This window comes from Pseudomonas sp. MWU13-2100 (genome assembly GCF_023242365.1).
In the GTDB taxonomy this organism is placed as follows: Bacteria; Pseudomonadota; Gammaproteobacteria; order Pseudomonadales; family Pseudomonadaceae; genus Aquipseudomonas.
In genome coordinates this window covers 99,509-119,170 of record NZ_JALLIX010000017.1, presented here as the reverse complement: position 1 = coordinate 119,170, position 19,662 = coordinate 99,509, and the positions used below count along the sequence as shown (strand labels likewise).

14 protein-coding genes are annotated in these 19,662 nt (G+C 58.4%); 8 read left to right on the top strand and 6 right to left on the bottom strand.

Annotated elements, in window-relative coordinates; genetic code table 11:
• The 5 genes from M5B99_RS14455 to M5B99_RS14435 form a co-directional block, all read left to right on the top strand.
• A partial coding sequence (locus tag M5B99_RS14455) for an RHS repeat-associated core domain-containing protein (protein WP_248804642.1) occupies nt 1-2,713 on the top strand: 2,713 nt, incomplete at its 5' end.
• A gap of 446 nt (nt 2,714-3,159) precedes the next feature.
• Nucleotides 3,160-3,666, top strand: a complete 507-nt coding sequence (locus M5B99_RS14450) for a fimbrial protein (RefSeq protein ID WP_248804641.1) — start codon at nt 3,160-3,162, stop codon at nt 3,664-3,666.
• An 82-nt stretch (nt 3,667-3,748) separates the two neighbouring features.
• Entirely contained in the window at nt 3,749-4,501 is a 753-nt protein-coding gene (locus M5B99_RS14445; RefSeq protein WP_412548732.1) for a molecular chaperone, read from the top strand.
• Between the two features lie 35 nt (nt 4,502-4,536).
• Nucleotides 4,537-7,050: a fimbria/pilus outer membrane usher protein gene (locus M5B99_RS14440; protein ID WP_248804640.1), complete on the top strand. Its 2,514-nt coding sequence runs from the start codon at nt 4,537-4,539 to the stop codon at nt 7,048-7,050.
• 55 nt (nt 7,051-7,105) lie between these two features.
• On the top strand, nt 7,106-8,182 hold the full coding sequence (locus M5B99_RS14435) for a fimbrial protein (protein ID WP_248804639.1): 1,077 nt from the start codon (nt 7,106-7,108) through the stop codon (nt 8,180-8,182).
• Nucleotides 8,183-8,231: 49 nt separating this feature from the next.
• Here M5B99_RS14435 and M5B99_RS14430 read toward each other — a convergent pair whose 3' ends face one another.
• The 5 genes from M5B99_RS14430 to M5B99_RS14410 form a co-directional block, all read right to left on the bottom strand.
• Entirely contained in the window at nt 8,232-9,713 is a 1,482-nt protein-coding gene (locus tag M5B99_RS14430; RefSeq protein ID WP_248804638.1) for a hypothetical protein, read from the bottom strand.
• A 310-nt stretch (nt 9,714-10,023) separates the two neighbouring features.
• Complete coding sequence (locus tag M5B99_RS14425; RefSeq protein ID WP_248804637.1) at nt 10,024-12,234, bottom strand: autotransporter outer membrane beta-barrel domain-containing protein; 2,211 nt, start codon at nt 12,232-12,234, stop codon at nt 10,024-10,026.
• A 230-nt stretch (nt 12,235-12,464) separates the two neighbouring features.
• Nucleotides 12,465-14,516: a hypothetical protein gene (locus tag M5B99_RS14420; RefSeq protein WP_248804636.1), complete on the bottom strand. Its 2,052-nt coding sequence runs from the start codon at nt 14,514-14,516 to the stop codon at nt 12,465-12,467.
• A 290-nt stretch (nt 14,517-14,806) separates the two neighbouring features.
• The gene (locus M5B99_RS14415; RefSeq protein WP_248804635.1) at nt 14,807-15,349 is read right to left on the bottom strand and encodes a cysteine hydrolase family protein; all 543 of its coding nucleotides are present in this window, start codon (nt 15,347-15,349) and stop codon (nt 14,807-14,809) included.
• A 239-nt stretch (nt 15,350-15,588) separates the two neighbouring features.
• A complete protein-coding gene (locus M5B99_RS14410; protein ID WP_248804634.1) occupies nt 15,589-16,134 on the bottom strand; it encodes a histidine phosphatase family protein in 546 nt (181 codons plus the stop codon).
• Between the two features lie 164 nt (nt 16,135-16,298).
• Here M5B99_RS14410 and copC point away from each other — a divergent pair, with 164 nt between their 5' ends.
• The 3 genes from copC (at nt 16,299) to M5B99_RS14395 (ending at nt 19,053) form a co-directional block, all read left to right on the top strand.
• The gene (copC, locus tag M5B99_RS14405; RefSeq protein ID WP_248804633.1) at nt 16,299-16,673 is read left to right on the top strand and encodes a copper homeostasis periplasmic binding protein CopC; all 375 of its coding nucleotides are present in this window, start codon (nt 16,299-16,301) and stop codon (nt 16,671-16,673) included.
• A gap of 4 nt (nt 16,674-16,677) precedes the next feature.
• Nucleotides 16,678-17,529: a copper homeostasis membrane protein CopD gene (copD, locus tag M5B99_RS14400; protein WP_248804632.1), complete on the top strand. Its 852-nt coding sequence runs from the start codon at nt 16,678-16,680 to the stop codon at nt 17,527-17,529.
• Between the two features lie 153 nt (nt 17,530-17,682).
• On the top strand, nt 17,683-19,053 hold the full coding sequence (locus tag M5B99_RS14395; protein ID WP_248804631.1) for a gluconate:H+ symporter: 1,371 nt from the start codon (nt 17,683-17,685) through the stop codon (nt 19,051-19,053).
• A 108-nt stretch (nt 19,054-19,161) separates the two neighbouring features.
• On the opposite strand, the gene M5B99_RS14390 is transcribed toward M5B99_RS14395, so the two are convergent.
• On the bottom strand, nt 19,162-19,647 hold the full coding sequence (locus M5B99_RS14390) for a GNAT family N-acetyltransferase (protein WP_248797022.1): 486 nt from the start codon (nt 19,645-19,647) through the stop codon (nt 19,162-19,164).
• Nucleotides 19,648-19,662 lie beyond the last annotated feature (15 nt).

Genomic DNA, 19,662 nt, shown 5'->3' with positions numbered 1-19,662 from the left:
AATCACAGAAGATGACCCCATTGGCCGCCGAATGCCGGATGATAGTTTTTTGCCAACCCTAAGCCGCTGGCAACAAACCAGTGCTATCGCCAACCTTAAATATGGCTACAGCGTCACGCAACTGAACCTGTTCGCCAAACCGGACAAGATCATACGTTTGACAGCCAATGGCCAAGAGATCAGCGAGCTGGCCTATTTCTATGACGGGCTGGGCCGCACGGTCGATGCAATCGATGCCCTGGGACACCACACCTTGTATCGTTACGATGCATTTGACCGAATGTTTGAAAGCACGCTGCCTGGCGGCGACCGGATCATCCGTACCTACGCTGCACACAGCAGCGCGGAGCTACCCGAAACCCTGGATATCCAACCGCTCAACCAGGTGTTGCCCAGGGTTCGGACCGGGGAGCAACTTTTCGACGGCCTGGGCCGCTTGACCCAGCTCAAGGTCGGCCCGCGCATGGAACGTTTCCTCTACAAAGGCAGCCAGTCACAGGCGAGCGATAGACTGACAGCCAAAGGCAATACCATCCACTATGAATACGCCCCCAATCTGGTCGAATCCCCCATCAGCAGCATGGCGCCAGATGAACAGACGAGCTTTGACTACGACCACAGGAGCGCTCGACTGACCGCCTCCACCAATAGCCTTGGCCGGCGGGAGTATGTCTACGATGGTACCCATCAACTGAAAACTGAACGCTGGATCGCCAACAACAAAACCTGGACAACGACCTACGTCAACTCGTTGCAAGGTCGTCAACTGCACCGCCTGGAGGTCAGTGGTATTGCCACCCGGTCAGTCCACGATAAAGCGGGACGACTCCGGCAAGTGACCCAAGGCAATCTGCAAAGCCACTTTTACTACGACACCCTGGGCCGGCCGAACCGCACAGTGAGCGAGGATCGGTACACCGGAAAACAGCTGGAGAGTCACCTGACCTATGATGATCAAGGCCGCGAAACGCTGCGGACTATCAGCCTCAGCGGTCACCCGACACGTACCATCAGCCAGGACTGGCAAAATGACGACCAGTTGCAATGCCGACATCTGCAAATGGACGGTCAGAGCCTGCTGCGCGAGGATTTTACCTATGATCCCCGAGGTCGCTTGGTTCAGCACGATTACTCGGGCACGAACTTGCCGACAGATTCCTATGGCCGGCCCATCGTCCGCCAGCAATTCAGGTTCGACGTGCTGGACAATATCACCCGACGCCTGACCACCTTCGCCGACACGAGCACAGATGTGGCTAGCTTCATTTATGACGCAGTGGGGGCGCCTTTCCTACTGACCGGCGTGACACACACTAACCCTCCCGCCAGCGTCACCTTCGACTACGACGACGATGGCAATATGCTCAACGATCAAGATAACCGCCGCCTGTTCTATGACAGCCAAGGACGCCTGCTCAAAAGCGAAGACCCCAGTGGTACCGGAAAAAGTGAATATCGCTACGATGGGCACAACCACCTGGTCAGCGATACCCAGGGCACAAGTCCTGAAACCTTGCACTTTTACCAGGGCAGCCGGCTCAGCAATACGGTGCAAGGCGACATAAAAATCCAATACCTCTATGGGCAGAACCACCCTCTGGGGCAGCAACAGTCCGGGGACAACTCGAAAACCCTGCTCTTAATGACCAACGCCAGCCAGAGCGTCATCGGCGAAAGTCAGCAAGATACCTTGCATAGCGCTGTCTACAACGCCTATGGCGAGTCCAGCGGCGATACGCTACAAAGCCGGCTGGCCTTCAACGGCGAGGCGCGTGACCTGGGCACCGACTGGTACTTGCTGGGCAACGGATATCGGGTTTATAACCCTGGGCTGATGCGTTTTCACAGCCCTGATTCCCTCAGTCCGTTCGGCAGTGGTGGTCTCAACCCCTATGTGTATTGCCTGGGTAATCCGATCGCCTTCAATGACCCTACCGGGCATAGTGTGGGACTGGTTGACTGGCGAGCACAGAGTGACAAGAGGCACGACATTCAGAAGGCAGTGCTCATCGCCAGCGTCTCCCTGCTCCTGTCGGCGGGCGGTACGGTGACAACGCTCAATGCCTTTGCGGCCACCGCCATTGCCATCGAAGCCACTTCCGGGGCACTCAATATAATTGATGCCATAAACGGTAATGAAGACAATCAAAAAACCGCTGATGCACTTATGTGGGCGGGCCTTGTAATAGGCTTGGTCGGTGGATTCGGGGGGGGGACAAAAAAATCCATTTTACCGAATGACAACTGGACTTTTAAGCAGAATCCTTTATACGGAAGCATGAAATCCCCGGCACAAAAACATTGGCTGGGTAGAGCACGTAATGCAAACTGGCACCTTCATTTCAACAATGACGATATGCCGATATTCAAGTCCCGCCCCTCCATCGAGGATCGACTGATAGGACCACTGCCCGTAGAGGTCCAAGGCCCGGATGCTGCACGCACTATCGCGTATTCTGCTGCGTTCCCTAGTGACTTTAGCACAAAGGCTGACACCTTTATTCTCGACACAGGAAGAGCCCAAGTTCCCCAAGTCCTCTATATATCAATTGTAAAATCACCTCCGCCCCCTCCAACTATTGTAAAATTACCTCCGTCCCCTCCAACTCCAACTCCAACAAAAAAATGGCCAGACGTAACAATCAACCCGGGCGTTCGCCTGACTAACAACCGCGAGCTAGTCAACTACGGTGCCGCGATTAGAAAAATATAGGCATTTTTTAAAACCTCGCATCACCACGGTGACGCGTTGCCCAAAGGGTACACGTCACCGATCCCTCCTCCCAAAACCGGCTCTCAAATCCGTCGGTACGGAACATCGCCTCCTTCCTTTCCATTCCACAAAGACTAAAGATCCCTCCGGCACAAATGAAAATTCCCACAGCAAAAGTGCCATCCTCTCATATCCCAGATGTAAGAAAAGTCCTTAAAGTTCGCACCGCAAGATCGACCATTAGTTTAGGAAAAAACCCACAAGCTTCGGACTTGCAATACAAAACCTGCTCAAGCTGAACAAACAGCAGGCAGCATGCTTTAAAAATACTCGCAAGCAACGAACTAAAATCCAATGCTCTGCGAGAAAAATCTTACTACTCTTACAGGTTTAACATCCGCATGAAGCAATCTTTATTGGCGCTCCCCCTTGGCTTGGTACTTGGCTTGGCCGCAACTTCAGCCGCTGCTACCACCGGCACCATCAACTTCGAGGGAATGATCACCAACACCACCTGCCCGATTGAGATCATCAATCCGGAAACCGGCGCCCCGGGCAATCTGGTACGTATGGGCCGCGTTGCCAGCAGTCTGTTCACGATCATTGGCAACGAAGCCGGTCATCGTGATTTCGCCATGCGCGTGACTCCGGGTATCGGCTGCACCTCGCCGACCAGCGCCACCGTCAAGTTCACCGGCGTGCACGGCGCCACCGGCACCGGCAATACCCTGCATGCGCTGCGCACCGGTACCGGCTATGCCAGCGGCATTGGCCTGGCGATCAAGGACAACAAGGGTGCCCTGATCGGTTACGGCGCCGACTCCGCCGACTACCCGCTGGATGACACCGATCCGACCGATATGCGCTTTACCGCGGCCTACAAGTCCACCTCGGCTTCGGTGATCAGCGGTGCGGCCCAGGTCGAAGTGGCCTTCATCGTCAACATCACCTGATCTGCAATCCCCCGGCGCCAACCGGGGGCCTCGGCAAGCGCCAGGGCACCCTTGGGGTGCCCTGGCCCAAGGTATCCGTTTTATGCACAGCCTGAACACACCCTCCGCCCTTTCCAACATGTTCGCTGCCTGCCTGCTGGTTCTCGGGTTGATCGCCCATATCCCCGGCAGCCAGGCAGCCTTGAGCATCAATGGCACGCGCGTGGTCTTGACCAGCGACCAGCGCAGTACTTCGCTGATCGTCAATAATCCCAGTCAGCAAGTCTACGCCGTGCAAACCTGGGTCAATACCGAAAGCGACGACACCACCACCACCGTGCCCTTTATCGCCTCACCGCCGCTGTTCCGCCTGGATCCAGGCAAGGAGCAACAGGTGCAGATCAATCGCCTGCCGAATGATTTACCCAAGGATCGCGAATCGCTGTTCTTCTTCAATGTCCAGGAAATCCCGCAAGCTGATACGACAGAAGCAAACGTACTGAACATCGCCTTACGCACGCGGATCAAGCTGTTCTACCGCCCCGCGCACCTCAAGGAAAACCCGACGCTGCGCTTGAAGGACCTGCAATGGTCGATCAGGCAGATCGCGGGGCAGACTCACCTGTGGGTCAACAACCCGACACCTTTCCATGTGTCCTTCCTGCGCATTGAAGTCAAGGCCAATGGCCAGCAACAGACCTTCAGCAGCCCGGCCATGGCCCACCCGATGTCCACACAGTCCTACCCGCTGAAGAGCATCAAGCCGGCCGCCGGACTGCAAGTAACCTTCTCGGTGGTTGACGACTATGGCGCGCGCATCACCCCGGCCCCCGTGGTGATCCAACAGGCCCCCTGACACGCCCTGCACGCATTTATCGCTGGAAGACAACCATGACCCATTCACTCGGACGCCGCTTGCCCTTGCGCCTGCGGCTCGCTCACTTATTTGTTATCGGCAGCGGTGTCACCTTGCTCGAAGCCAGGCCTGTGCTCGCTACCCAGACGCTCGAGTTCCAATCCGGCTTTATGCATCAGGGCGGCGACGCAGGCGCCTTGGCGCTCGAAGCCCTGAGCCAGGGCCAGGTGTTCGGCCCGGGGCGTTACCGTGTCGATATTCAGGTCAATCGCGGTTACTTCGGTGAACGTGAGCTCGACTTCAGTCTTGACCCTGACCAGCAAGGACTCTCGCCCTGCCTGAGCGCCGAACTGCTGAATCAGTTGGGTATCAAACTCGATAGTTTCGCGTCCCCCCTGGACTTGTCAGATACCTGTGTCGATATCGAAACACTGATTGCCGATGCCCGGGTCGAGTTCGATGCCGGCAAGTTGCTGCTTTCCTTGTCCATTCCACAGATCGCCATGCGCCGCGACGTGATCGGGCGAGTCGACCCCGAACAATGGGATACCGGCATCAATGCAGCCTTCGTCAACTATCAGGTGTCTGCCCAACAAGGCTCCAACCGCTATCGTGGTTCCAACAGCAGCGATGATCTGTACCTGAACAGCGGCCTCAACCTGGGAGCCTGGCGTTTACGCAGCAATCATTCCCTGCATCACAACTACGACGGCAAGCGTGAGTGGACCCAGGCCTATACCTACGCCCAGCGTGATCTGCCAGATACCCGAGCCAACCTGACGCTGGGCAAGACCTTTACCGGCGGCGATGTGTTCAGGAGTCTTCCGATCAAGGGTATTGTCGTCGCGTCCGACATGGGCATGCTGACCGATACCCAGCAAAGCTACGCACCGATCATCCGTGGCACGGCGCAGAGCCGCTCCAAGCTCGAAGTAAAGCAGAACGGCTACCCGATCTATTCCACCTACGTCAGCGCGGGCCCCTATGAGATTGACGACCTGAGTACTGCTGGCGGCAGTGGAGAGCTGGAGGTTGTACTGACCGCGGATGATGGCCAGGTGCAGCGCTTTATCCAACCTTATGCGACCCTGGGCAATCTGCTACGTGAAGGGGTTTGGCGCTACAGCGCTACCCTGGGACGCTACTCGGCCGCCAGCGAGCAGGAAGATCCCTTGCTCTGGCAAGGCACCTTGGCCACGGGCAGCGCCTGGAGCACCACCCTGTATGGCGGGCTGATTGGCAGCGACTTCTACCGGGCCGGCAACCTCGGAGTCGCGCGCGACTGGGGCGTCCTCGGCGCCCTGGCCTTCGATATCACCCACTCCAGCGCCGAGTCGGGCCCAGGGGGCGGAACCAATGTGCAGGGCATGAGTTATGCCCTGAAATACAGCAAGGCGTTCCAGACCAGCACCAGCCTGCGGTTCGCCGGTTATCGCTACTCCACCGAGGGCTACCGGGACTTCGACGAAAGCGTGCGCGAGCGCAGCCACGATGGCAAATTCCCAGGCAGCCGTCGCAGCCGCCTGGAAGCAGCAGTATTTCAGGATCTGGGGGCTTACAGCTCAGTGAACCTGACCTTGTCACAAGACGATTTCTGGAACAATCATTACCAACAGCGCCAGTTCCAGTTCAACTTCAACACCCAATACCGCAAGGTGAGTTACAACCTGTTCGCCTCACAGTCCCTGAGCGATGAACGATACGGTAGTACTCGACAGGTAGGGCTGAGTATTTCTTTTCCACTGGACTTCGGTCATTCGAACTCGGCAACCCTGGACTTTCGGGACGACGCCGGGCGTTACAGCCAGACCGCCCGCCTAACCGGTAGTGCCGATCAAAATCGTCTCGGCTACAGCACCGCGATGAGCAACAGCGATGACGACCGGCAATCCGCAACACTGGCCCTCGGTTACCAGGCGCCATTTGGCAGCGTTGGTGGTGGGTACACTCAGGGTAATGGCTATCACAGCCTCTCGCTCAATGCCAGCGGAGCGATGTTGCTGCACGCCGACGGCCTCGAACTGGGTCCCTATCTGGGCGAAACCATGGGGCTGGTCCTTGTACCCGACACCCCGGGCGTCGGCGTGTTGAATGCCACCGGGGTCCGCACCAATGCACAGGGCTATGCATTGGCCCCCTATCTGCGCCCTTATCGACAGAATCAAGTGGCGCTGCAAACCGACCAACTGGATCCAGAGACGGAGATCGACAACGGCGTCGCCCACGTGGTGCCCCGGCGCGGAGCAGTGGTCAAGGCCACGTTCTCCGCACGTAAGGTCAATCGTCTGGTACTGACCGGCCGGACGATACAGGGGCAGCCGTTGCCGTTCGGCGCCCAGGTCAGCGATGCCCGGGGTGAAAGGATCGGCATTGTCGGCCAGGCCGGGCAAGTCATGCTGACCACCCAGGCAGAAGCCCAGACACTGGATGTCCGCTGGGGCAAGGAGGCCGGGCAGCAATGCCAACTGCATATAGCTCCTCAGACCATCGAAACGGTCCAAGGGTATCGGCTGCAGGAACTCACCTGCACCGAACCCGTAACGCATTAATTCCTTCGCGGGGCGCCGGAAAGCTCACACGCCCCGATCCTCCAGGACATAGTCAATGAAATCAGTACCACGACGGTTAGCCGGGTTATTCGTATGGATGGCCGCTTTCCAGATCGAGCCGGTCGCGGCTGCCAGTTTCTGCAAATGGGTAACCTCCGCCAGCAGTATGACTTTTCGCCTGAACGCCGGTACCGTCTACGTACCCCGGGATGCGGCAGCGGGGAATGTCATCGGTGAGTTCGACCGGACATTTGCCATCCCCAGTACCGAGGGCCAGATCATCCACTGCGAGAACGATCTCGGATCGACGCTGACATTCAACGCCACCGCCAGCGCCCCGCTCTTCCCTGGCACATTGCCGCCTGTCAACGGTGAAGATGTCACCGGCAAGGTGTTTTTGACCGGGATCGATGGCATCGGTGCACGCATCAAGTTGATGCATCCCTTCGATGGTGTCGCAAGCGATGCATTCGTCCCTATCCAAGCCCCCACGGTCCCTTTCAACGCCCTGCTCAGTGCAGCGGTACCGGATACGACGCCACTGCGCATCGACAACTTGCGTGGAAAACTCACCCTGATCAAGACAGGCCCTATCGCACCCGGCCCGCACACCTTCGACAGTGCCATTTTCGGCAGCCTTTTTTCCAACATTGGCAAAGGGTTCGATTTTCAATTGAGCGGGACCGTCATCCAGGCCCAGTGCGGTATTTCAACCGTGAGTGCCAATCCGGTCTCTTTGGGGGACTGGCGAACGTCAGACTTCAAGGGAGTGGGCGATGCGACGCCGGCGGTGCCCTTCAACATTACACTGGACAACTGCGACGCGGACCCCGGTGATGTCAATATAGCCTGGGCCAACATTCGGCTTGAGACGGCCAATGGCTCGGTGCCGATCCCCGGTGTGGAAGGAGGTTTCACCTTGGGTTCGGGTTCAACGGCAAGTGGCGTGGGCATTCAGATCCTGAAAGCTGACGGTCTGACTCCCGTGCCCCTGCAACGCGAAGTGCCACTGGCCGCCATTGCGCCGGGCAGCACCGTGCTGGACCTGAGTGCACGTCTCTACCAGACCGGCGCAAGGGTCAATGCAGGAGAGGTAAAAGGCTCCTTGAACTTCACGATCAGTTTCCACTGATTGGAAACAGCCCCCGAGCACGGGGGCTGTTAGGTGGCACAAGATAGCGTCAGGTAACGAGCCTCAGATTGAGGTTTGGAAAATCGAGCCGGGATCCGCCGTCATCGAAACTCACCGCCACCTTGACCGTCAGCGCCTGATTCACCTGAAAGCGTTGGATGACATTGACAAGAACATCCACCGTGGCGGCATTCGCGCCAAGCTCCGCAGCACTCACCGGTCGTTGGTCACGTACCACCAGATTCAATTGCGATCCCGAAGTACTATCGACTCCCGAGAGTGTGATGGTCACCAACTGACCGACCGCCATAAATGTCCAGCGCGGCAACGAAAAAACCGCTTTGCCGGATTCAACCACCTTGACCACGCTCAGCTGGCTGGTCGAGCCGGCAGGGACTGTACACTGAATGGTTCGCCAGTTATCAATCGCCTGAACGGTCAGGTTTTGTGTCCTGGAATCATCATTGTTATTCGGTGGAATGCCGACGACCTGATAATAGACGGGAATGGTTTTACCCATATGCTGGGCAATATGGGTACTGGGAATCTTGTACCGCAGCCCGCTGCTGTCATCCGCGACCTCGACCTTCAAACTCCCCACGGTACCAGGTGCCGCCCATTGAACCGAGTGAGTATCACCGGGTTTGAAGACGGCTTCGTTTGGAATGATGATGGTTACCCCGGCGACGCCGTCGATAGCTTTCAAGGTACTTTGCTCGGCACCCGGGCTTCCCGAAGCCTCGGCCACGCGGGGCGCGGGTAAATTGCGCGGGACCGGCTGAGCTTCAACCTTCAAGCGAAAGGGTGATGAGTAAGAACTTGGATTACCCGCACGGTCGCGCAAACGATAGAACGCATAAAAATCCCCATCGCCTCGTGCCAGGATCATATCACCCAGGAAATCCAGCGGCCGCGGCTGACCGCTCTCACCACGATATAGCGTTCTCGAATCCACTCTATCCGCATCTACCACCGAAAACGGATCCTTGTTCCAATACCAGGTGATCACATCGCCAGGAGCCCCACCGCTATAAGGAGGGACACCGGCCTGTACCTTGTCATTGTTGTCCGCCAGGTATTGTTCGGTCACATGATCCGTATCGAAAATCAGCGTAGAGTTACTATTCAGGATCGGCGCAACTTCATCAATGGTGACCGTCAAACCGTAGGAGGGGTCATAATTACCACTAAACAAAGTCACTTCATACTTCAGCTCATGCACACCATGAATGACATAGTCTGCTGCAAGATCAAAAAACAAATCGGCGGGAGGCGGGCTGGAGCCCCCCCCCCAATCGCCTACCTCCCAGTCCTTTTCATAAACCAGAACTATAGTATTCCAATAGACTCGTAAGAATGATTTTAGTCCAGCAATCGGCGTATCTGTCCAAGCTGGAATCTCAACAGACAAAGGTTTGTTTGCCAGATCAGCCGGCAATAATCCGGTTTCATCCCAGTCGGGACTATCAGGCAGCAGCACCCTCACTATCGGTTTGCTCAAAATCCGAGTGGAGGAATTGATTTCAGGCATGCCGGCGCTCCTTCAAATAAGGAAATCACGTCAATGGATCGTCAACCTGCTCTATTAACCGATGATCCAATGAGAAACATTTAACACCGCCCCTGCTGAACTGGATACTATTAGATCTGCTAGGTTATTAAACAAAATGGATATAATAAATTCATTATTTAATATTCCGATCTCGCAACCGACCGCTCCACAACACCCAGAAAAATCAAAATTCAACAACCAGGCCAGATTCGCTTTTCCTATCCAATCCAACTGCTCTGAAACGACCGAGGGCTGGAAATATCCAGCCCTCGGTCATCAAGTCAATGTATCACCACTTGTATTCAACCCCGATATTCACTCCCCACGGCTGCTTGATCTTGCTGCTGTGGCTGTAATCGAGATCGGCATGCATCTGCACCTTGTCGTTCACCTTCATCGCCGCACCGCCGCCCAAGGCCAGGCGGGACCCGGACAGGTCGTTGTTGAAGGTGGTGCTGTTGACCCGCACTTCATTGTCCTTGGCGAATTCATGCACCAGGGCCGCTTTCAGGTACGGCTGGAGGATCTGACCGCCGCCCAGGTCGATATCACGCCCCACCGTCGAACCGACCGTGCCCAGCAGGGAACGGCTCTGGTTGCCATCGGCGCTCATGCCATTGTCCAGGGAATAGGACTTGCCCTGCACCGTCAGCGCGGCCGCCTGGACATAGGGCTCGACGAAGTAGCCGTCGTCCAGCTTGATATGCCGCCCGAATTCCAGCGTCGTGCCCAGGCCATTGGTGTTGTAGCTCCCCTTGGCCCGCGTGCCGTCACTGAGGCTGACATTGGATTCATTCTGGAAGCGGTTCAACTTGAGCACGCCGTCGAAGTAGTAACCGCTGTCGGCGTCGAGCCAGGTGGCGTAGGAACCGATATAGAAACTGTCGACCTCACCCGTCGTACCGTACTTCATATCCAGGTTGGAATGGCTGTAACCGCCCAGCAGACCGAACACCCACTGCCCGTCGCCTACCGACGGCAGCGGCGTATCCACGCCAAAGGACAGGCCCTGCTGGTCTTGCTTGTAAGCCATCCCCGAGTTGGCGGACACGTCGTAACGGTTACCGTAGGCGCGCATCCAGCCGCCGGTCTGGCCGCTGTTCATCCGTACTTCGCCCATGCGACCGCGCAGGGTGCTCAATTCGCCGTACCAGACGGTGCGCGAAGCGTCGAACAACGACAGGATCGAATCCGTCCCCGGGCTGATGATCTTGCTCGCGGCATCGAGGTACCAGTCATTGGCGCCGACCTTGAGCAGGTCATAGGAATAGGTGCCCAGGTCCACCCGGCCATTAAGCAGCGCGAACGACGCATCACCGCTGGCGCTATGCACCACATGGATCTGCTGGTTGGACGACGGGTCGGCGCCGCTGCTGGTCACATCCAGGGTATGGCTACCAGTGGCAGTGCCGGTCACGTTCAGGAAGTCGGTCTGGCCATTGGCAAAATTGGTACTCATGATGAAGTTGCCGTTGCCACTGAGATTTTCCACCGACAAGGTGTAGAAATCCCCGCGCTGACCAAACTGTACCGAACCACCGCCCATGGCCAGGTTCGTCAACTGCCCGTCCTCGACCATGACCCACTTGCCCTGACTGTTGAGCGTCAGGGTATCGACGTTTTCCAGGCGCCCGGTCAGGGTGGCGAAGTTCTGCAAGGTGACATTGGCGGTGCTGCCGGCCTGGACGACCACATCGCCGACCAGGTTGCTGTTGTCCACGGTCATATTGGCGATGGCGCTGTTCCTGACGTCCAATATGACACCGTTGCCGCCGACCAGGGTGGAGCCATTTCTGACAAGGATATCGGCCGGCTCCGAGGTTGCAGCGGGATCGGTCACTTTGATCGCCGCCCCCGTGAAGCCCTCGACATGGGTACCGTCGAGTTCAAGGGTACGCGGCGCGGTGACATCACCGCTGGACAACATCAGGATACCGTTCAGCCCACCACTGATCGTGCTGTCGCGCGCGACCACCGAGGACTCGGTCATTTGCAAACCGAGGCCATCGGTATTGGTCGCGGTGACAACCGTTCGCGACAGATCGAGCACGCCCAGGCTGGCGACGGTCACGCCGCGGGTGCCACCGGTAATTGAACTGTCGGCAACGGTAGCCTGGGAACCGCTGCCAGAGCCGATGTCGTGCCCCAGGAAGAGCCCGCTACGGCTGCTGACGATGTGGCTGCCGTTGATGGTCGCGCTGCTTTGCGACAACCGGACACCGTCGTTGATACCGCTGGCGGTGACGGCCGAACCGTTCAAATTGAGTTGAGAACCGGTTTGTACCAGGATCTCATTAGTCACCGCGCCATTGGCGGTAAGCTGGGCATTGTTGCGCAGAGTATAGGCTTCCACGGGCACAGTGCCATCGATTACCACTGGCCTGCCGCCATCGATGATTCTTGCCAGCGACTGTTGGCTGACCATCAGCAAAGGCGTGATAGAGAGCAACTGCAATGCTCGGGTCAATGGGCGCAGGAAAAGGGGTTTTACATACGTCATGGAGAATACCGTATAGAAGTTCCGGTTCAACACCAGCGTCGTAGGTAAATTCCAACAACCACATACGACACCACTTAACAGGTGCCGCAGGCTACAGATTACTCCTTGTACGCTATGTAGGAATTATCCTATTCAATGCCGGATAATTCTTTAAGTCCCCCTCCAATCACCTACTCAACACCTTATCAATACCCAGGGCAGCACTGACCTGCCCCGGGCATTCATGTCTCTCAAGGCGCCGGTACAACACTATCCAGATCACAATATGCATTATCTGAACCCAGTGCAATGGACATCATCTTGCGGAATTTTTCTGAAGGTGCCCTCACATCCTCAATGCTATAATCAATCTCGACAAAAGCATGGCGAGAATCACCCACGCCTGGGTCCGTCGGTAAAACATGTGCCGCGTACTCAATAAACCAATCGATACCGGCCGTGGGCGCGTCATTCGGAATTGGAATAGTCGTCGTCTTGTTTGCGTTGTTAATTGGGGTCGTTCCACTCGAGTCAAAAGGTCTCCAACGCATGGTGATCTCCTTACCCGGCTCAAGATGAGACGATGCGGGTATTTTCACCCGGTACCCCACCACGCCCCCCACGCTACGCAAATGGTTGCAGTTGAGCACGGGAGAACTACCCATATCGGGAATCAAGGGCGGGTCGAGCACGATTCGAATGGCACGGACCCTGACATGGGTCGTTCTCGACTCTCGATCATTATTGGGGAAGTCATCATTACTCATCACATAGTGCACCGGGAGTGCGGGATCTAACCCCCCCTCGACAATTTCGTCCCATGTAACAATAATGCTGATGTCAGTGACACCGGGAGTTTCCGCACCATCGGCCTCATAAACATCGTCCACGGCTACGCCTTTCCAATACAAGGTGAAGATGTCGCCATCGACTGTCGGATCAGGCGCTTTGAACTTGGCGGTCGCGGGCTCACCGAAATCCGCCTCTGCCAGTTCATCTTCCTCATCGGTGGAGCTGTAGACGGTCACTAGACCCAGACGAGGACTGACCGGATCGGGATCCGGATCGCCGGGCTCGATGGGCCCGGTCGTGGAGAAATCGACATCGACATCGATCGTCCGGGGCGTCGGGCGGAACTCGACCTGGGGAGCACGATCGACCCGATAGCCGACCTTGACGGTCTGCACACCTGCGCTGCTAAAGTCGTACTCGGCTTTCAAGCGAGTCCAGGAAACCGGAACCCGAATGACCGCCGGCGGTACCTCCCCCACCGGATACCCCGGCAGCGTCGTGGCACCCCATTCGACAAAGATATGGTCGGTCGGTTCATGATTGGTGTAGAGCGGAATATCAACTGTCACCCCATAAAAGGCATCGGCGCGGTTGATCAGGCCATCAGCCGCCAGAGGCACGCTATGCAATTGCAGATTGGTCGGTAACGCGCCCAGCGCCACGGGAACGTTCTGTACCCGCGACAACTTGCTGACATTGCCCGCAGGATCAACCAGCACATAGGTCACATAATGAGTACCGGATCCAAGGCGTTCGATCTTGTCCCTGGTAACTGTCATTTTTCGGCTGCCAGGTAACAGGCCAGAGACGGCAGGGATGATAGTTTCATTAGGATCTGGAGGCGCGTTGGACCAACCTATCGCAGCGATGATGCGGCCTTTATCGGGATCATCGAAATCCGGAATGATGCATTCCACTCCATCTTGAGCAGACAGGGTCGCGTCAGTAATGGGCGTCGAAGTAAATTCTATAGGAGGCGGGGTATCTCGAGGATCTGGCAGGTGACCATAGGGTGCTGTTCTATCAAGGCGAATGCGCACCTCTTGGGACCAGTCATTGTTACCGGCCCAAAGCGTTGCATAATAGCGAAAGATATACTGACCTTCCAAGCCTGCGAATTTTTCCATTTCAATTCGGAGCGGCAAAGGAAAAGTCACTGTTCCATCATTCTTGAGCTCAAACATGTCGCTGATCGTTTGGAACTCAATGTCACTTTCCCGTCGCCACTGCAATACCAGTTCCGTGGTATAGGTATCCCCGTCAGACGGGATGGGGCCGAGTTGAAACTCGGGAATCTGGATGCGTATCGGAGCATCGAGTGCTGTCCTTGGAAGCAGCCCGTCTGGATGAAAGGGCACTGCATCGAGAATATCGGGAGGGGTCATTTCTCCGGCAAGTCTTGGCTCTATCAATGACCTGCTGTAGGCCCGCCGTTTTTCTTCGCCTTGACGTGTTCTGTATACCTTGGTCATCGCCTGGTCTCGCTCTTGACTCGAATCATGTTCAGCCATGGATAAGCCATGACCGTGAATAAATTCAGCCACCTGATCGAGACAACAGCCCACGGACACTTCGAAGGTTTTCGCCGGCCACTGATGGCCTGACAGCGATTTAACACCCTATTTCAGACGGCGGATACTGTCAGAAATAACAGGTTTTGCCGTTTGAACGCATTTTTCTGATCGAGCGCTATCGCCGGCAAGCCGGCTCCCACAGAAGCCTGTGCTCACTCCAATCCAGCGTTCACAGCAGCCCCTTGTGGGCGCTGGCTTGCCAGCGATGACCGCGCAGCGGTCGCCCTTCAGAAGTGCACATCCTCCGTACCCAGCACTTGCACAAACGCGCCGTTCAAGGTCGCGTTGTGATGCTCGATAATCGCCCGCGCCGACAGCCCGGGCGTGTCCATGCAGGTATGGGCATCGCCGACCAGCACCGCCTCGAAACCCAGATCCCGGGCCAAGCGGCTAGTGCTATCGACACAATACTGAGTCTTCATCCCGACGATCACCAAGCGCCCGATCCCGGCATCATCCAGCTGCTCGGCCAACCCGGTATTGAAAAAACAACTGGGGCGCGTCTTGTCGAGCAAATGATCCGACGCGGGATCCATCTGCAGCTCCGGCACCAATTGCCACAGAGCAGTGCCCGGTGCAATCGGCGAACCTTCCGGCCCGCTATGCCTGACCGCGAAAACCGGCGCATTGGCCTGCCGCGCCTTGCCAATCAGCCGATTGATATTCTCCAGCACCCGCTGTCCTTCCCAGGGCTGGTCGGGGCCATGGAACAAACCGACCTGCATATCGATGATCAACAGGGCCGAACGCTGTGTACTCTCTGCTTGCATGGGGACTTCTCCTTCCGTGTGATGCCAGCAAAGGCCCAGAAACCAAAAGGCCCCGTCCATTGCTGGCGGGGCCTGGGTTCACTGCGTTTACCGACTCACGCACCGACCTCACGCCCGCCATGGGCGGTCGTGGTGGTCCGGGTGAGGTTCAGCAGATTGCGATTCATGGGTTCGATCATGCTACGGACGGTTCGAATATGGCAATCCCCTCCTGGCGAAAAAGGCGACAGCACACAGGCTCAGAAGCGCAACCGCCAGTGCCCGTTACGGCGCAGGTCGACCACCGATAACGGCTCGATATCGATCGCATTGAAGGAAGCCGGGCCGGCCCCCAGGGCATGCAGCAGCGCCGCGCGGATCACGAACGGATGGGTGACCACGATAAAATGCCCCTCCTCGCGAAAGCCGTCGAGCCAGGCCCCGACCCGGGCGCACAACGCCGTCACCGACTCCCCCGCCGGCGGTACCTGCGTCGGGTCCGAAGTCCAGGCCGCCAGCAACTGGGGCTCGCTCTCCTGCAAGTCGGCCAGCGCGACACCCTGCCATTCGCCCACATCCAGGTCACCCAGCTCAGGAACGATTTCGACTTCGCTGCCCAGCGCCTCGGCGGTCTGCCAGGCCCGGGTTTCCGGGGCGCTGAGGATGCGCACCGGCTTTTTCAGGCGCGCCGCCAGTTCAGCGGCCTTGAGCAAGCCCTTGGGCTCGACCGGTTCGTCCAGAGGGAAACGTCCCAGGCGCTGGGCCTCGGTGCGGGCATGGCAAACAAAGCTCAAACGAATCGACATAAGGGTGTGTTCCGAAAGGCAGTCCGTGTCGTGGCTCAACATACCGGGAAGTCACCTGGCCCGTATTGCAAGTATCGCTCAAGGGAACAAAGGCTTGAATGCGACGTTCGGCTGCAGAGCCAGCTAGTATAGTCAGCTGATTTCATCCCACGAGGAACTGATCGATGTCTGCTGCCCTGTTCAAGAAAACCCTCGGCGCCCTGCTTCTGCTGGCCGGCCTGGCCGGTGCGAACGCCGCCTTCGCCCATGCCCACCTGAAAAGCGAAAACCCGGCCAAGAACGCCACCGTCAGCGCCCCCGGCGAATTGCGCCTGGTGTTCAGCGAAGGGGTCGAGGCGGCCTTGACCAAGGTCGAAGTCAGCAGCGCCGATAAGGCAGTCGTGCTGAAAAGCATCGCCACCGATCCGGCCGACAAGAAAACCCTGATCCTGACCCCAGCCGCGCCCCTCCCGCCAGGCGAGTACAAGGTCGTGTGGCACGCCGTGTCGGTCGATACCCACAAGAGCGAAGGCAGCTACAGCTTCAAGGTGGGCAACTGAGTCTATGCAAAACGCCATGGTCCTGTGCCGCTTCCTGCATTTCGCCGTGGTGTTGTCGTTGTTCGGGGCCTGTCTGTTCAGGCCCTGGCTGATCGGCAGCGCGGCCAGCCCGGCACTGGATCAACCGCTGCTCGGGATCAAGCGCTGGCTGGCGCTGCTGGGCCTGCTCAGCGCCGCGGGCTGGTTGCTGCTGACCACCGCCAATATGACCGGCGACTGGGCCGACGCCCTGAATCCCGCCACCTTGCAGTTGGTCCTGGGCAAGACCTTTTTCGGTCAGGTCTGGAGCTGGCACCTGGGCTTGTGCCTGCTGCTGTTGCTCAGCCTGCTGGCCGACGCCCGCCCGGCCGTCAACCTGCTGCTCGGTTTCCTGCTGCTGGCAACCCTCGCCCCGGTCGGCCACGGCGCCATGCTCGAAGGCCTCGACGGGCGCCTGCTGATGCTCAACCAGTTTATCCACCTGAGCGGCGTCGGTGCCTGGGTCGGCGGCCTGATGTTGCTCGCCCTGCTGCTGAGCCAGCCGGCGGAACACGACATCAAGCGGGTCCTGCGACGCTTCGGCGAACTCGGCTATCTGCTGGTCGCGGTGATTATCGTCACCGGTCTGATCAATGTCCGTGTGCTCACTGGCGCCGTCTGGCCGACGCCACTGTTCAGCGGCTTCGCCCTGATCCTGCTGATCAAGGTGCTGATGGTCGCGCTGATGCTCGGGCTGGCCCTGTTCAACCGGGTGATGAGCCCGCGCGGACGCTTCAGCGTGTTGCGCACCAGTGTGACGGTCGAATGGCTGCTCGGGCTGGGGGCGATTCTCGCGGTATCGCTGCTGGGTACGTTACCGCCGATGCTGATGGCCTGAGCCCGCCCGGGCATGGCCGGCGAACAGCGTGGAGCCGTCCGGACTTTCATACTCCCGTTCGCAAAAAAACCTGGCTCATCTAATCATCTATATGAATCCTTCAGGTATATTCCTTCCAACCGCGTAACAAAATAATACAAGAAGGGGTTCCCGTTGGATCTTTCACATGCCGCGTGGCTTGCCCACGACACCCGCCTGATCGTCTGCTGCCTGCTGGCGATCGCCACCATCATCGTGCTGATCAGCCTGACCAAACTGCCGCCGTTCCTGTCCATCCTGATCGGTACCTTCGTCGCCGGGATCGGCGCCGCACTGCCCGCTGAAGAAGTGGCCAAGGCCTTCAGCAAGGGGGCCGGCAGTCTGCTCGGCGAAGCCGGGATCATCATTTCCCTGGGCGCCATGCTCGGCGCGCTGATGGCCGAATCCGGGGCCGCCGACCGCATTGCCTCGACCCTTCTGCGCCATGCCCGGGGCAAGGCCCTGCCCTGGGTCATGGCCATGGTCGCGATGATCATCGGCCTGCCGCTGTTCTTCGAAGTCGGCCTGGTGCTGATGGTGCCGATCATCTTCGTGATCGCCCGCCAGTCCGGCCAACCGCTGCTCAAGGTGGCGATCCCGGCCCTGGCCGGCATGACCACCCTGCACGCGCTGATGCCACCGCATCCAGGCCCGCTGATCGCGGTCAGCGCCTTGCACGCCGACCTCGGCATGACCATGCTGCTGGGCTTTTGCATCGCCGTACCGGCGGTGATCCTCGCCGGCCCCCTGTACGGCATCTGGCTGTCCAAGCGCCTGGATGTGCAGGAGCCAGCCGAAATCGGCGCGCTGTTCACCGCCAAGGTGCAGACCCGACGCCAACCGAGCTTCGCCATCTCGCTGCTGATCATCCTGCTGCCGGTGCTGCTGATGCTCGGCAGCACCCTGGCCAAGGTGGCCATGGCGCCGCAAAGCAACCTCGCCTTGACCCTGAAATTCCTCGGCGAGCCTTTGGTCGCCCTGGGCCTTGCGGTGATCGCAGCCGTGATCTGCCTGGGCTGGTCGATCGGCATGGCCCGTGACCAGGTCGGCAGCGTGCTGCGCAAGAGCCTTGGGCCGATTGCCATGCTGCTGCTGACCATCGGCGCCGGCGGCGGCCTGAAACAGACCCTGCTGGAAGCCGGGATCAGCGACACCATCAGCAAGGTCGCCAGCGGCGCCAATATGTCCTACATCCTGCTGGCCTGGCTGATCGCCGTGGCGCTGCGTCAGGCCACCGGTTCGGCCACCGTGGCGACCACCACCACGGCGGGTATCCTCGCGCCGCTGATGGCCGGCCTGGCAACCACCCAGGCCTCGCTGGTGGCCCTGGCCATCGGTGCCGGCTCGGTGTTCTTCTGCCACGTCAACGACGCCGGCTTCTGGATGGTCCGCGAGTACTTCGGCTTGCAGCTCAAGCAGACGATCTGGGTCTGGTCGGTATTGCAGACCATTGTTTCAGTGGTCGGGCTGATCGGTACGCTGTTGTTGTGGCGGTGGTTCCAGTAACCCGCAGCCGATGATTGCCCGACGCCGTGCCGGCGGGCCATCGACCCGTTCCGGCTCCTACAGGTTTCGCGGCGGTTGCAGATTCCGTAGTGAGTTCAGGATTGCTGCTCAGTCCTGCGAATAGGCAAAGCTCTTCAGCACCTCACCATCCATCCGGTAGCGCACCCATTCACTCTGGGGCTGCGCGCCGATGGATTCGTAGAAGCGAATCGCCGGCTCGTTCCAATCCAGCACGCTCCACTCCAGGCGCCCACAGTCATTGGCACAGGCAATCTTCGCCAGATGCCGCAACAGCTTCTTGCCGGCGCCGGCGCCGCGTTGTTGCGGTGAGACGTAGAGGTCTTCCAGGTACAGGCCATTGCGCCCGAGCCAGGTGGAGTAGCTGAAGAAAAACACCGCGAAACCGACCGGCTCGCCGTCACGCAGGCAAATCAGGCCGTGGGCCGTGGCGCCCTCGCCAAACAGGCTGCGCTCGATATCCACGACGTTGGCGATCACTTCATGACGGGCCCGTTCGTACTCGGCCAGTTCCGTGATAAAGGCCAGGATCTGCGGCGCATCGCTGGGCCGGGCTTCGCGTATTTCAAGGGACATGGGCGCTTCCAGAGT

Bases quoted from the DNA above. Each gene is read 5' to 3' on its own strand.
- copC (WP_248804633.1), top strand. From the start codon at position 16,299: ATGTCTGCTGCCCTGTTCAAGAAAACCCTCGGCGCCCTGCTTCTGCTG.
- M5B99_RS14420 (WP_248804636.1), bottom strand. From the start codon at position 14,516: ATGGCTGAACATGATTCGAGTCAAGAGCGAGACCAGGCGATGACCAAG.
- M5B99_RS14425 (WP_248804637.1), bottom strand. From the start codon at position 12,234: ATGACGTATGTAAAACCCCTTTTCCTGCGCCCATTGACCCGAGCATTG.
- M5B99_RS14440 (WP_248804640.1), top strand. From the start codon at position 4,537: ATGACCCATTCACTCGGACGCCGCTTGCCCTTGCGCCTGCGGCTCGCT.
- M5B99_RS14435 (WP_248804639.1), top strand. From the start codon at position 7,106: ATGAAATCAGTACCACGACGGTTAGCCGGGTTATTCGTATGGATGGCC.
- M5B99_RS14410 (WP_248804634.1), bottom strand. From the start codon at position 16,134: ATGTCGATTCGTTTGAGCTTTGTTTGCCATGCCCGCACCGAGGCCCAG.
- M5B99_RS14445 (WP_412548732.1), top strand. From the start codon at position 3,749: ATGCACAGCCTGAACACACCCTCCGCCCTTTCCAACATGTTCGCTGCC.
- M5B99_RS14390 (WP_248797022.1), bottom strand. From the start codon at position 19,647: ATGTCCCTTGAAATACGCGAAGCCCGGCCCAGCGATGCGCCGCAGATC.
- M5B99_RS14430 (WP_248804638.1), bottom strand. From the start codon at position 9,713: ATGCCTGAAATCAATTCCTCCACTCGGATTTTGAGCAAACCGATAGTG.
- copD (WP_248804632.1), top strand. From the start codon at position 16,678: ATGCAAAACGCCATGGTCCTGTGCCGCTTCCTGCATTTCGCCGTGGTG.
- M5B99_RS14415 (WP_248804635.1), bottom strand. From the start codon at position 15,349: ATGCAAGCAGAGAGTACACAGCGTTCGGCCCTGTTGATCATCGATATG.